Genomic DNA, 13,174 nt, shown 5'->3' on the forward strand with positions numbered 1-13,174 from the left:
GTTTATAAAAAGGAGAATCCTGGACTAACACCCATATCCACATATTATTACTCTATATGTATTATTCAAGTTTATATATTACAACTAAAAAAACGAATAATATTTAGGAGGAATGAATGCCAACCTTTTAAAAACACTCAAAACTTTATACCACGTACTAATAGTAACTCCCATTTCTAGAAATAACAATTAAAAAGAGTAGTTTAAATATAACGAAACCTCATTATACTTAGACTACTCTTTTATATTAATAAAACCCTAACTTTACTATAAGTTAGGGTTTTTGACGCGCCCAGAGGGATTCGAACCCCCGGCAGACGTGGTACCGGAAACCACCGCTCTATCCGACTGAGCTATGGGCGCATGATTATAAATTCTACGGCAAACGGATACCTGTTTATCCTATCGCGTAATGTTTATTATACGATATCTTCGTTTTGGAAGCAATTACTTCTTATGTCATAATTACTGAATAACAGCCCACATCACGTAACGATGTGGGCTGCCAATCATGAAACGATATTATTTCTGCAAATGATATGGAACCGTTGTAATTACAATATCTTTATTGCGCATAAACCACATGCGTAATAGAAGCGCACTTTGGTTATGCAACGCATGATGCCACCATTTGTGCGGAATAAACTGCGGAATAATAATATGAATGTGTCCCCCACCCTTTTGTTTCGCTTCTATCGTTTTAATAAGGCGATTCAGCGGTTCAAGTATAGACCGATATTTACTGCGAAGAACTACCAGTCTACAAGGAGTTCCCCATTCTTTCCACTTTGTCTCCATTTTATTTATAGATGCAGCATCGAAACCAACATATACAGCAATCGGATCCACATCTACACTTTTCGCAAAGGATATCGTGTTGTTCACAACACGATGAACGCCTGACACTAAAACGAGTGTGACTATATCGCTTGCTTCTGGACGTATCGTTTGCATATCGATGCGCAGTTCTTTCGCAACATCTTCATAATGCTTGTGAATGGACATTGAGATGAAAATAAAAATCGGCAAGACAACTAATACAACCCAGGCGCCGCCCGTAAATTTTGTAACAGCAAAAATAACGGCAACGATTGATGTAATCACAGCACCAACTGTATTAATTGTAAACTTAACTTTCCAGTTTGATCCTTTCACTCGCTTCCAGCGGCGCATCAAACCAATTTGCGCTACTGTAAACGAAAGGAACACACCGATCGCATAAAGCGGAATTAACGCATTCGTATGCGCATGAAACGCTATAATCAAAATACATGCTAGTGATGCTAACGCAATAATTCCATTCGAATATCCTAAGCGGTCTCCGCGATTTGTTAAGCTTCGAGGCAAAAATCCGTCTGCTGCTACAATCGCAGCAAGCTGAGAAAATCCTGTAAATGTAGAGTTTGCTGCTAAAATTAACACAATGAACGTAAACCATATAATGACTTGATATAAAATTCCATGTCCAAAATACATGCCAGCTAACTGTGACAACATCGTGTTATGTGGGTCTGGCGTAATACCTTTCGCATACAGATGAAACGAAAATCCTAACAGTGTCACAGCTGTGATCGAACCTAAAGCAATATACGTTCTAATTGCGTTTTTTTGCTGTGGTTCTCTAAAAATAGGAACTGCATTTGAAATCGTCTCAATTCCTGTAAGGGCTGAACAAGCTGAACTGAACGCTTTCAAAACTAGTAAAGTTGTTAAGCCCTCTGGAACTGTTCCAAAGCTCGGTGTACTTGGTTGAATAAACCCGTGACGAAGTTCATCAAAAAAGCCCGTAAAAATTAAAGTTAACATACAAATCATAAACCCGAATGTCGGCCAAGCAAATACGCGAGCTGATTCTGCTACTCCGCGTAAGTTTACAAGCACTAAAAGAACGACGCATAAAATAGCCAAAATCGTTTCATAAGGAGCGACTACAGGATACGCTGAAGAAACAGCTTCCATCGCCGCAGATACGGATACAGCTACGGTCAACACATAATCAACAAGCAAAGAACTAGAGGCAACAAGAGAAACCCAGCGTGGCTTGAAGTTATCCTTCGCAATAGCATACGCTCCCCCGCCGTTTGGATATGCCAAAATCCCCATAATATACGAGACAATCAATATTGCCAAAAGAACGATAGTAGAAATGGTAATCGGTAAAATTAACCATTTCGCATCAGGGCCAAGTCCTACAAGCTCTGTCATTCCTGATTCAGGTCCATATGCAACAGATGAATACAAATCCGCTGAAAGGATCGGCAGCGCGATTAACCAAAATAACTTGTTATGTTGCGCATGAAGCTCTGACGTTGACATAGGACGACCAATTAAAAAGCGCTTCACACTACTGAAATTACTTGCAGAAAACCAAATTGCAATTAATGCGAAAATAATTAACATCGCTTCCAACCATCTAATTAAAGTATGATGATCCATAACTTTTTCTCCTTTTTATCGTCGTTTGCTAATTTTTATTCTCCATATTTCAATTGATACATGATATTTTGAACTACGAAATATAAAATATGTACTCTCCATCAAAAGCCTACAAATTTACACATAATCGTTATTTTCTAATAACCATAACTATTGATATTTTAATTTCCCTACATACAATTCATTGCTATGCAGAATACAACATGCTTGCTACTCGCTTATATAGAAAACCTGCTAATCCCTTACATTTTCAAATTACATGATAAAAATTTACATTTCGAACAAAACCTAAAATTGGTAATTATATTTCAACGCACATTCACAAATTCTAATCATTGAAATTCAATTCAAACAGAGGAGGAATTACGTTATGACTGTAATTACGAAACTTAAACAAACTGTTTCAGGATTAAAAAGTGCACAAGCGAGCTTAGAAGGGTTCGCTCTTGATACTGATAACCAACAAGCAAAGCAATTATTCCAAAGTGCAGCGCAGCAAACGCAAACGATTATTGATTCTTTATCTCCACGCGTTGAAGAGGTTCAACAAGAAGAACCTCAATATACACAACAGTAAAGGGCATTGATGCCTACTTTACACTGAACCGAAAAAAGGGTGATACCATATCATCCTTTTTTCACCTCAAATTACATAGAGCTATAGAAACGGAATGATACAATGCGAAAATTTAGGATTATTACTTTGTTATTCCTTCTCTCCCTCAATTTCCTAAGCGGCTGTAACAGCCCACTAGATAAAAAAGTAAAAAAAGAAGCAAATGAGAAAGAAGAACACAAAGCAACTAAAGAAGATACGAAATTAAAACAAGTCAGTATGGAGTCTGTTGATCAATCCATAGCAAATCAAGCGAAAGATAAGATTTTTAATATGGAAGAAATAATTGATGTAAAGGCGGTTAATTTAGATAACGAACTGTATGTAGCCGCGAAACCAGAGCACCACGAACGCTTTCAGCTAAAGAAATTAAAAAAGAAAATGAAACAAACATTAGAAAAAAAGTATCCAAATTCAAAAATTCATGTCAGTACAGATAAAAAAATTTTTATGCTGCTAGATAAATTAGAAACGAAGATTAAAAACAAAAAAGCGGATAAGAAAGAGATTAAGAAACAACTAAAAGTAGTGAAAGAAGAAATGCATTCTGATACGTAATAAAGTGAAACTTCCATCAGTGATGCTTTTCTTACTGAGGGAAAGCCCGCCCAATCGGGCTTTTACGGGTAGTTCCCCCGTTCTTCTTCAATTTACTGCCCACGAATAGCGGGATAATACTTTTCACCATAGAAAAGGATGGATTCATATGTCGAGCCAAAACAAAGACTTAACACCAGTGCAACAAGAATATAAAAAGTTTGAACAGCAGCGTGAGCCGAAGCGTCCTGTTCTAAAAAATTGTATAAAAGCATTTTTTGTTGGCGGATTCATTTGTTTAATCGGTCAACTTATCTCCACATTTTATATTACTTATTTCGATTTTACTGAACAATCTGCGGGGAACCCAACTGTAGCAACAATGATCTTTATTTCTATGCTCCTAACAGGTTTTGGTGTATACGATCGATTAGCTCAGTTTGGCGGGGCAGGTACAGCCGTTCCAGTGACCGGATTTGGAAATTCTGTCATATCCGCTTGTATCGAGCACCGTACGGAAGGTTTTGTTCTTGGAGTGGGCGGAAATATGTTTAAACTAGCCGGATCCGTTATTTTATTTGGTGTATTTTCCGCTTTTGTAATTGCACTGATTCGCACAATTTTAATTCAATGGGGAGGATTTTAAATGTTACAAGGTCACCGAACATGGGTATTTGAAAACAAACCCGTGATTATCTCAACTGGTGTCATTGGCGGACCATTTGAAGCAAACGGCAACATCCCTGACGATTTCGATACATTGCATGATAATTTATGGCTAGGACAAGACTCTTATGAAAAGGCACATCGCGTTTTATTCGAAGAGGCTTGCAGCAGAGCAACCGAAAAAGCAAAACTACGGAAGGAAGATGTTCAATTTATCTTGGCGGGAGATTTAATTAATCAAATTACACCTTCAAGCTTTGCTTGCCGGACACTCGGCACTCCCTATCTCGGATTATTCGGCGCTTGTTCTACTTCAATGGAAGGACTTGCGTTAGGGGCAAGCATCGTAAATGCAAAAGGAGCGAAATATTTATTAACAGGAGCATCAAGCCATAATACCGCTATAGAAAAACAGTTTAGATATCCAACTGAATACGGAGGACAAAAACCCCCTACCGCGCAGTGGACAGTAACAGGAGCCGGTGTTGCCTTATTAAGTGATCAAGGAGATGGACCTTGCGTAACATCAGCAACAATCGGAAGAGTGATCGATATGGGATTAACCGATCCGTTTAATATGGGAGGGGCTATGGCTCCCGCTGCTGTCGACACGATAGAAGCACATTTAAGAGAACGACAAATCGACGTATCCTACTACGACTTAATTGTAACGGGCGATCTCGGTCATGTCGGACGAGAAATTGCCTATGACTTACTACGAAAGCAAGGAACATCTATACGAAGCGAACAATTTCAAGATTGCGGATTGCTCATTTATAGAGACGACCAACCTATTTTAGCAGGAGCAAGTGGCCCAGGCTGCTCAGCAACTGTTGTGTATGGACATTTACTAAACCGAATGAAAAAAGGAGAGTTTCGCAAAATACTTGTAGTTGCTACCGGGGCCCTACTTTCCCCATTAACTTTCCAGCAACAAGAAACAATTCCTTGTATCGCCCATGCAGTATCCATTGAAGTTGGAGGTGTATAATACATGATCTTTTTCTGGGCTTTTGTAATCGGCGGCATCATTTGTGTCATTGGACAAATTATGTTCGACGTCTTCAAACTCACCCCCGCTCATACAATGGCGACACTTGTTGTCATTGGCGCTATATTAGACGGATTTAATTTGTATGAACCATTAATTGATTTTGCCGGAGCGGGTGCAACGGTTCCTATTACAAGCTTTGGGAACGCTCTCGTTCACGGCGCAATGGCCGAAGCTGCTGAACATGGAATCATTGGCGTTATAACAGGAATGTTTAAAGTAACAAGCGCTGGTGTATCCGCCGCAATTATCTTCGGATTTATTGGAGCTTTATTATTTAAACCAAAAGGATAAGAGGTGCTCTCATGACCGTTGTTGCAAGCGTCAAAACATGCCTTGCTAGTTTGAAAGGTGCACAAGCAAGTTTAAGCGCCCTTTCTCAAAACTCTGCTGATCAAGAAACAAAGCGCGTTTTTCATGAATGTATGTTAGAGATGGATAGTATTATCGCTGATATACAAGGGCGCGTTTCAACATTAGAGCGAGAAGAACCACAATATAAAGGATTTTAGGAAGACTGGAGAGGATATACATGCCTAACATTCACATACCAGAATGGCCACTTGTCATTATACGTTCTTTATGTGTCTTAATTGTTTTATTCGCCATTACGAAATGGCTTGGCAAAAGACAAATCGCTCAACTTTCCTTTTTTGAATACATAGCAGGTATGACAATCGGTGATATCGCTGCGGAAGTGTCAACAGGACTGGAACAAAACTTCTTCCACGGTATTTCTAGTATGCTGGTTTTTGCCGTCATTCCCTTTTTCGCAGGACTAATTTCCTTAAAAAATAAAACAGTACGAGATTTTGTAGAAGGTAAATCCACTATTTTTATAAAAGACGGCAAAGTACTCGAAGATAATTTAAAAAAGGAAAAATATACAAGCGACGAACTATTAGAACTTCTGCGAAAAAAAGATGTATTCAACATAACCGATGTTGAATTCGCTATATTAGAACCGAGCGGTGAACTAAACGTATTATTGAAGAAGGACAAGCAACCATTAACTGCAAAAGATATCGGATTAAAACTACCAAACGAAAAAGAAACACACACAATCATTATGGATGGAAACATAATAGATGAACCTCTTGCAGCAAGCGGTCATAACCGCGCTTGGGTTCGCACCGAACTCGAAAAAATGGGGGTTGCAATCGACAACGTATTCATTGGACAAGTCGACTCCTACGGCCAACTAACAGTCGACATATACAACGATAAAATCCAAATGCCTTCTCCTCAAGACAAACCATTATTATTCGCTTCCTTAAAGAAGTGTCATGCTGACCTTGAACTCTTTTCTTTAGAGACGAAATCAAGCATTGCCGCGAACATGTATGCAAACAACGCCAAGAAGCTAGAAGAAATTTTAAATAAAGTTACGTATTTACTAAAGGAATAGTACGGAAAAGAACGCTTATATATGTAATAGCGTTCTTTTTTGGTTTTCACTTCGCATGTGGCAAAAACAGGCCCTGACCGCTTCTATGCATGGCCGGATGCACTCGCCTACCTAAAAAAAGAGAGGTTTTCTATAAGTATGTTTAAATTCACCCAATTCGGTTATGATGAGGAAGGTACAGAAGAAGGGAATTCCTTATTTATAGCGAATTAACATGGTAAACCTACATATTTTTTTAAACTGAAGTGGTTTCGTTTGACCTTTATTGACCATAATTGTATTATAAAATTAACAAATGTGTTAAAGGAGGAAGTTACACATGAATTTAATTCCTACAGTTATTGAACAAACAAATCGCGGGGAACGTGCTTACGATATTTACTCTCGTCTATTAAAGGACCGCATCATCATGCTAGGTAGCGCAATTGATGACAACGTAGCAAACTCAATCGTTTCTCAGCTTTTATTCTTAGAATCACAAGACCCAGAAAAGGATATTCATATATACATCAACAGTCCTGGTGGATCTATTACAGCTGGTATGGCAATTTACGATACAATGCAATTCATTAAACCAAACGTATCTACAATTTGTATCGGTATGGCTGCATCTATGGGTGCTTTCTTACTTGCAGCTGGTGAAAAAGGAAAACGTTTCGCTCTTCCAAACAGTGAAGTTATGATTCACCAACCACTTGGCGGCGCACAAGGACAAGCGACAGAAATCGAAATCGCTGCAAAACGTATCCTATTCTTACGTGATAAACTAAACAAAATTCTTGCTGAGCGTACAGGTCAAGACTTAGAAGTAATCGAGCGCGACACAGAACGCGACAACTTCATGACAGCAGAAAAAGCGCTAGAATACGGCTTAATCGATAAAATCTTTACAAATCGCTAATCGCTTATAGAAAAGAGCTATCATTCCTGATAGCTCTTTTTCATTTATCAGCGACTCGGCACAATTTATCGGCGACTCGACACGATTTAAAGACCCCTCGACCACATTCGACACGCGGCGAGTAGCCCAGCCACAATAAAAAGCTATCGCACATTCGCGATAGCTTTTTATTGTTCTTTTTGTACATAAGCAACAAGTGCTGCTAATGCTTCTGTCTCATCTGATCCTTCTGTCGTAATTGTAACTTCACATCCAGATCCAACAGCTAAGCTCATAATCCCCATAATACTTTTAGCATTGACCGTTTTCCCGTCTTTTTCCATAAAAATATCAGCTTGAAAACGATTTGCCTCTTGTACAAACAACGCCGCCGGACGTGCTTGTAATCCAGTCTTCAACCGTACCTCTACCAGTTTTTGAACCACTGTTCCATTCCCCTTTGCCCTTTATTTTTTTATAACCGCTTCACCGGCGCGTAATTTCTCTGCAATGTCATCAATTTTACGCAAACGATGATTGATCCCCGATTTACTAATGTTTCCCCCAGATACCATTTCTCCTAATTCTTTCAATGTAACATCTTGATAATTGATACGTAGTTCTGCGATTTCACGTAATTTATCTGGTAAAAAGTCAAGTCCAACAGTCTCTTCAATATAACGAATGTTTTCAATCTGTCTTAAAGCTGCACCAATCGTTTTATTTAAGTTTGCTGTTTCACAATTCACAAGACGATTTACAGAATTACGCATATCACGCACAATCCGAATATCTTCAAACTTTAAAAGAGCACTATGAGCACCAATAATATTTAAGAATTCGGTAATCTTTTCCGCTTCCTTTAAATACGTAATGTACCCTTTTCGTCTTTCTAACGTTTTACTATTTAACATAAACTCATTCATAAGTTCACATATCGCATCATTGTGCTCCTGGTATAACGAGAAAACTTCTAAATGATACGACGATGTTTCTGGATTATTTACAGAACCACCCGCTAAAAATGCACCGCGTAAGTACGAACGTTTACAACACTTTTTCTCAATTAATTCTTGTGAAATATCGCGAATAAACGAAAAGTCTTCTCGCACAATGTGTAAATCGGATAAAATTTCACGCGCTCTTTCAACTAAACGAACGATGTACACATTATTTTTCTTTAAGCGCATTTTCTTACGCACAAGTAGTTCAACTGTCACGTTATATCCTTTTTTCAATAATGTATAGATTCTCCGCGCAATCGCTGCATTTTCCGTTTGAATGTCAATGATTACACGGCGGTTTGAAAAGGAGAGTGAACCGTTCATACGAAGCAATGCTGACAACTCTGCCTTCTCACAGCATTCCTTCATCGTAAGCTTTGTTAGCTCCTTCTTTGTTTCTGATGCAAAGGACAACCGTTTCACCTCCTATTAATGATCATTACTACCCTAAATGAATTTGTAGCGTTACCTCAAAGAAGTAACGCTTTATAGCTTACAAGTTATATTAATGAATATAAAATCGAAGCTAGCTTTATCGTATCATGACGCACAACTTTATCATCATACTTTGCCAAACAACCTTTAATCAACTTAATATTATGCGCAGCAAAACGTTCTTCATCGATCTCAACTGGCTCCGACATTTCTTTTGCATAGCGTCCTAATAATTGAGATGGGATTGATTCATCGTTAACGATTGCTGTATCGATAAACGCTTCTCCAAGATGATCATGCAATGCTTTCACATGGTCAAACGCTGTATATCCCATTGTTTCACCAGCTTGAGTCATAACATTACAAACATATGCTTTCTTCGCTTTTGCCTGAAGTACTGCCTCACCGATTTTTTTCACCATTAAATTCGGCAAAATGCTCGTATACAAACTTCCTGGTCCAAATAAAAGTAAATCAGCTCTTTGAATTTCCATTAACGTTTCATGAAGCGGCTCTACTTCCCCCGGTGTTAAAAAGACACGGTTAATTTTTTTCCCGTAATACGGAATTTTCGATTCCCCGCTTACAATTTGACCATCTTCCAATTCCGCATGCAAAACAACACTTTGATTTGCAGCTGGAAGTACACGTCCTCTCACATTTAACACTTTACTCGTTTCCGTAATCGCATGAAAGAAATCACCTGTAATAGCTGTCATTCCAGCTAACAATAAATTTCCAAGCGCATGTCCTGTTAATCCTTCTCCTGATGTAAAGCGATGCTGAAATAACAACTCCACCAAAGGCTCTACATCAGACAACGCAACCAGCACGTTACGAATATCTCCAGGAGGCGGGATTTTTAACTCATCACGGAGCCTTCCAGAACTTCCCCCATCATCAGCGACCGTTACAATCGCTGTAATATCAACAGGATACGTTTTTAAACCGCGAAGCAAAACGGATAGACCCGTTCCACCTCCCATAATAACGATTTTTGGTTTCCCCTCTTTTCCCATCTCTTAATGTCCCTTTCTCTTCTCCACATCACGATGAGATACATGCGTTGTATACTCTTGCTTTAAATGTTTCGTTAAATATTCTGCAAGTGTAACGGATCGATGTTGCCCACCTGTACATCCAATCGCAATAACAAGCTGACTTTTCCCTTCGCGTTTATAATGCGGAAGCATAAAGGAAATAAGGTCAGTTAACTTCTCTAAAAACTTGTGCGTTTCATTAAATTTAAGCACATATGACGATACTTCCTCATCAAGACCTGTTAATGGCTTCATATGTGGAATATAGTATGGATTTGGTAAAAAACGAACATCAAATACTAAATCAGCATCAATTGGAATACCATATTTGAATCCAAATGACATCACATTTACACGAAATGCTTGTTCACCCTCAGTTGAGAATAATTGAATAATCTTTTCTCTTAACTCTTTCGGCTTTAATTCTGATGTATCAAGTACAATATTCGCACGCGCCTTCATATCTGTTAATAATGAACGCTCTGCTTCTATTCCTTTTAACGGAAGACCCGTTGGAGCAAGTGGATGTGAACGCCTTGTTTCTTTATAACGAGTCACAAGTGTACTATCTTTTGCATCTAAGAATAAAATATGCGGTATAATCCATGTACGTTCTGTTAAATCATCAAGCGCTCCCCATAAGTGATCAAAGAACTCTCGTCCACGTAAATCAATACCGAGCGCTACTTTATTCATTTTACCTTTCGAGTCTGCCATTAATTCAACAAACTTTGGCAACAACATCGGCGGTAAATTATCCACACAAAAATATCCTAGATCTTCGAAACTTTGTAAGGCAACTGTTTTCCCGGCTCCAGACATTCCTGTAATAATAACCATTTTAATATCATTATGCGCGTCCATCATATCACCCCTCATGGTTTAACTCGGATCTAATCGATACGAAAGCAATTCAAAATCTGGTGTATATACAAATGTACCGTAAATAATACCATTTCCTTTAATTAAATAATCAATAATATGATAATCTCCCGGTGCCATTGGCAACTCATCAATCTTATCAAATGTATGCCAGCCTATTATCCCTTCTTCGCTTTGCAGTTTATTTTCTCCTGCAAAGTCTGTCGCTAAGAAAGAAAACATCATCCATTCAGAAACAACCTTGTCTCCTTCTTGGATTACGAAAGTGAAGACACCTTTTAATGCTGGGTTTTTCAAATAAATACCCGTTTCTTCGCGATATTCGCGAACAACCGATTCTCTTACTGTCTCCCCGCGCTCCATTTTTCCCCCTGGAGCAACCCACCAATTTCGACGAGGCTTTTGTAATAGAAGAACTTCATTATCCTTAATTAACACACAGTTCGTCACTCTTTGCAAACTTCTTCACCTCAGCTACTAACGGAGAAATCCCCATTATATACTTCCTTCATTATACTATCAAATACAGTTTGTCACAACGAAGGAACCCCAGTCGTTTCCTCCCTTTGTTTCAAGCCCTGAACGTGGCAAAAATAAGCCCTGAACGCTTCTTTACACGGCTAGTCACTCTCGCCCATCTAAAAGTTTTCTCAACCTACAAGTCACTGCCACGCTAAACAAAACATAACCTCCAACTTGCATCGTCTTTTTGTTTCAAACTCCGCACGTGGCACAAAAAGGCCCTGAACCCATCTTTACACAACCAGTCACTCTCGCCCATCTAAAAGTTTTCTCAACCTACAAGTCACTGCCACGCTAAACAAAACATAGCCTCCACTTGCATCGTCTTTTTGTTTCAAACTCCGCATGTGGCACAAAAAGGCCCTGAACGCTACTATGCACGACCAGTCGCTCTCGCCCCCCCCTTAAAAAAAGTAGGTTTTAACCTTTTACAAACAAAAAAATAAGTGACTAAGGACTACCCCTCAATCACTTATTTCTTACTAAAATATGATACAATCGCAAATCCAAAATTAAATGTAATAATAGAAACTACAGCCGATATATCGAAAAAAGCGCCGATAAATGAAAAAGAAGTTACCTCAGTAAGGTAACTTCTCTTCTTGAATTATTATTTTTCTTCTTTTAATTCTTCTACTAGGCATTCCACGTAATGCTGTGCACTTTGCGCTGCAATACTTCCATCACCTGTTGCTGTTACAATTTGGCGAAGCATTTTTTCACGAATATCACCAGCTGCGAAAATACCAGGAACTTTTGTTTCCATACGTTCATTTGTTTCAATATAGCCATTTTCATTTGTAATACCTAATTCTACAAATGGTTTAGAAAGTGGTAACATACCAACATAAACAAACACACCGTCTGTTTTGAACTCTTGCTCTTCCCCACTGTTTACATCTACAAGCGTTACGCTGCCTACTTTTCCATTTGCTTCATTAATTTCTTTTACAGTGTGATTCCAAATGAAATCAACTTTTTCATTTTGGAAAGCACGGTCCTGTAAAATCTTTTGTGCACGCAATTGATCACGACGATGAACAACTGTTACTTTCGTTGCAAAGCGCGTTAAATACACACCTTCTTCAACAGCTGAGTCGCCGCCACCAACAACAACAAGCTCTTTTCCTTTAAAGAATGCACCGTCACATACTGCGCAGTATGATACGCCGCGTCCGCCAAGTTCTTTCTCGCCTGGCACACCAATTTTCTTATATTCCGCACCGCTTGCTACAATAATTGCACGTGCTTTATATTCTTTCTTTCCAGCGATTATAGTTTTATACTCTTTTCCATCAATAACTTGTTTTACATCACCATATGCATATTCTGCACCGAATTTCTTCGCATGTTCAAACATTTTATTTGATAAATCCGGCCCTAAAATATGGTCATAACCCGGATAGTTTTCTACTTCTTCTGTATTTGCCATTTGTCCGCCTGGAATACCGCGTTCTAGCATTAACGTACTTAAATTTGATCGAGATGTATACACAGCTGCTGTCATTCCTGCTGGACCAGCTCCGATAATAATTACATCATAAATTTTTTCTTCTGCCATAGTCTTCATCTCCTGTTCATAACGACCTTTTCATACCCTCATTATACTGCCGGCAATGTTTTTTTCCCAATGATTTGCTCGCTCTTACCCCGCTATTCGCGGGCAGTAACCTTCCACCTCAAGATTCAGAGGAAAA

16 protein-coding genes and 1 tRNA gene are annotated in these 13,174 nt (G+C 38.8%); 9 read left to right on the forward strand and 8 right to left on the reverse strand.

The genetic code is table 11. The annotated features are described in order from the left end of the window. Positions 1-287 precede the first annotated feature (287 nt). A tRNA-Arg gene (locus BM211_RS13840) sits at positions 288-363 on the reverse strand. A gap of 159 nt (positions 364-522) precedes the next feature. Next, complete coding sequence (locus tag BM211_RS13845; RefSeq protein ID WP_090998041.1) at positions 523-2,436, reverse strand: APC family permease; 1,914 nt, start codon at positions 2,434-2,436, stop codon at positions 523-525. 370 nt (positions 2,437-2,806) lie between these two features. Between BM211_RS13845 and BM211_RS13850 the strand changes: the two genes are divergently transcribed. The 9 genes from BM211_RS13850 (at position 2,807) to clpP (ending at position 7,615) form a co-directional block, all read left to right on the forward strand. Further along, the gene (locus BM211_RS13850) at positions 2,807-3,013 is read left to right on the forward strand and encodes a DUF1657 domain-containing protein (protein WP_035430463.1); all 207 of its coding nucleotides are present in this window, start codon (positions 2,807-2,809) and stop codon (positions 3,011-3,013) included. 102 nt (positions 3,014-3,115) lie between these two features. Beyond that, positions 3,116-3,610 carry a YhcN/YlaJ family sporulation lipoprotein gene (locus BM211_RS13855; protein WP_090998044.1) on the forward strand — a complete coding sequence of 165 codons (495 nt, stop codon included), beginning with the start codon at positions 3,116-3,118 and terminating at the stop codon, positions 3,608-3,610. Positions 3,611-3,758: 148 nt separating this feature from the next. Further along, positions 3,759-4,235 (forward strand): stage V sporulation protein AC, encoded by a 477-nt coding sequence (gene spoVAC, locus BM211_RS13860; protein ID WP_035430466.1) that lies wholly within the window; start codon positions 3,759-3,761, stop codon positions 4,233-4,235. Further along, the gene (spoVAD, locus tag BM211_RS13865) at positions 4,236-5,246 is read left to right on the forward strand and encodes a stage V sporulation protein AD (RefSeq protein ID WP_035430467.1); all 1,011 of its coding nucleotides are present in this window, start codon (positions 4,236-4,238) and stop codon (positions 5,244-5,246) included. A gap of 3 nt (positions 5,247-5,249) precedes the next feature. Next, the gene (gene spoVAE / locus BM211_RS13870) at positions 5,250-5,600 is read left to right on the forward strand and encodes a stage V sporulation protein AE (protein ID WP_035430468.1); all 351 of its coding nucleotides are present in this window, start codon (positions 5,250-5,252) and stop codon (positions 5,598-5,600) included. Between the two features lie 11 nt (positions 5,601-5,611). Further along, positions 5,612-5,818, forward strand: a complete 207-nt coding sequence (locus BM211_RS13875) for a DUF1657 domain-containing protein (RefSeq protein WP_035430469.1) — start codon at positions 5,612-5,614, stop codon at positions 5,816-5,818. 20 nt (positions 5,819-5,838) lie between these two features. Continuing rightward, positions 5,839-6,714 (forward strand): DUF421 domain-containing protein, encoded by an 876-nt coding sequence (locus BM211_RS13880; protein WP_035430470.1) that lies wholly within the window; start codon positions 5,839-5,841, stop codon positions 6,712-6,714. Between the two features lie 57 nt (positions 6,715-6,771). Next, complete coding sequence (locus tag BM211_RS26770; RefSeq protein ID WP_218160809.1) at positions 6,772-6,927, forward strand: hypothetical protein; 156 nt, start codon at positions 6,772-6,774, stop codon at positions 6,925-6,927. A 106-nt stretch (positions 6,928-7,033) separates the two neighbouring features. Continuing rightward, on the forward strand, positions 7,034-7,615 hold the full coding sequence (gene clpP / locus BM211_RS13885) for an ATP-dependent Clp endopeptidase proteolytic subunit ClpP (RefSeq protein WP_020061713.1): 582 nt from the start codon (positions 7,034-7,036) through the stop codon (positions 7,613-7,615). Between the two features lie 167 nt (positions 7,616-7,782). On the opposite strand, the gene BM211_RS13890 is transcribed toward clpP, so the two are convergent. The 6 genes from BM211_RS13890 to trxB all read right to left on the reverse strand — a co-directional run bounded on the left by BM211_RS13890 (position 7,783) and on the right by trxB (position 13,047). Continuing rightward, positions 7,783-8,040 carry an HPr family phosphocarrier protein gene (locus tag BM211_RS13890; RefSeq protein ID WP_035430471.1) on the reverse strand — a complete coding sequence of 86 codons (258 nt, stop codon included), beginning with the start codon at positions 8,038-8,040 and terminating at the stop codon, positions 7,783-7,785. A 21-nt stretch (positions 8,041-8,061) separates the two neighbouring features. Further along, positions 8,062-9,012, reverse strand: coding sequence for a DNA-binding protein WhiA (gene whiA / locus BM211_RS13895; RefSeq protein ID WP_035430472.1), 951 nt, complete (start codon positions 9,010-9,012; stop codon positions 8,062-8,064). Between the two features lie 86 nt (positions 9,013-9,098). Beyond that, entirely contained in the window at positions 9,099-10,052 is a 954-nt protein-coding gene (gene yvcK, locus BM211_RS13900; RefSeq protein WP_035430474.1) for a gluconeogenesis factor YvcK family protein, read from the reverse strand. Positions 10,053-10,055: 3 nt separating this feature from the next. Continuing rightward, the gene (gene rapZ / locus BM211_RS13905) at positions 10,056-10,937 is read right to left on the reverse strand and encodes an RNase adapter RapZ (RefSeq protein ID WP_090998047.1); all 882 of its coding nucleotides are present in this window, start codon (positions 10,935-10,937) and stop codon (positions 10,056-10,058) included. Between the two features lie 18 nt (positions 10,938-10,955). Next, a complete protein-coding gene (locus BM211_RS13910) occupies positions 10,956-11,414 on the reverse strand; it encodes an NUDIX hydrolase (RefSeq protein ID WP_028411235.1) in 459 nt (152 codons plus the stop codon). 673 nt (positions 11,415-12,087) lie between these two features. After that, a complete protein-coding gene (trxB, locus tag BM211_RS13915) occupies positions 12,088-13,047 on the reverse strand; it encodes a thioredoxin-disulfide reductase (protein WP_090998051.1) in 960 nt (319 codons plus the stop codon). Positions 13,048-13,174: the final 127 nt, after the last annotated feature.

This window comes from Bacillus sp. 491mf, assembly GCF_900112415.1.
Lineage (GTDB): Bacteria > Bacillota > Bacilli > Bacillales > Bacillaceae_G > Bacillus_A.

Excerpts from the sequence above, each read along its gene's own strand:
- BM211_RS13845 (WP_090998041.1), bottom strand. The coding sequence starts at position 2,436 with ATGGATCATCATACTTTAATTAGATGGTTGGAAGCGATGTTAATTATT.
- BM211_RS13850 (WP_035430463.1), top strand. The coding sequence starts at position 2,807 with ATGACTGTAATTACGAAACTTAAACAAACTGTTTCAGGATTAAAAAGT.
- BM211_RS13855 (WP_090998044.1), top strand. The coding sequence starts at position 3,116 with ATGCGAAAATTTAGGATTATTACTTTGTTATTCCTTCTCTCCCTCAAT.
- spoVAC (WP_035430466.1), top strand. The coding sequence starts at position 3,759 with ATGTCGAGCCAAAACAAAGACTTAACACCAGTGCAACAAGAATATAAA.
- spoVAD (WP_035430467.1), top strand. The coding sequence starts at position 4,236 with ATGTTACAAGGTCACCGAACATGGGTATTTGAAAACAAACCCGTGATT.
- spoVAE (WP_035430468.1), top strand. The coding sequence starts at position 5,250 with ATGATCTTTTTCTGGGCTTTTGTAATCGGCGGCATCATTTGTGTCATT.
- BM211_RS13875 (WP_035430469.1), top strand. The coding sequence starts at position 5,612 with ATGACCGTTGTTGCAAGCGTCAAAACATGCCTTGCTAGTTTGAAAGGT.
- BM211_RS13880 (WP_035430470.1), top strand. The coding sequence starts at position 5,839 with ATGCCTAACATTCACATACCAGAATGGCCACTTGTCATTATACGTTCT.
- clpP (WP_020061713.1), top strand. The coding sequence starts at position 7,034 with ATGAATTTAATTCCTACAGTTATTGAACAAACAAATCGCGGGGAACGT.
- yvcK (WP_035430474.1), bottom strand. The coding sequence starts at position 10,052 with ATGGGAAAAGAGGGGAAACCAAAAATCGTTATTATGGGAGGTGGAACG.
- rapZ (WP_090998047.1), bottom strand. The coding sequence starts at position 10,937 with ATGGACGCGCATAATGATATTAAAATGGTTATTATTACAGGAATGTCT.
- trxB (WP_090998051.1), bottom strand. The coding sequence starts at position 13,047 with ATGAAGACTATGGCAGAAGAAAAAATTTATGATGTAATTATTATCGGA.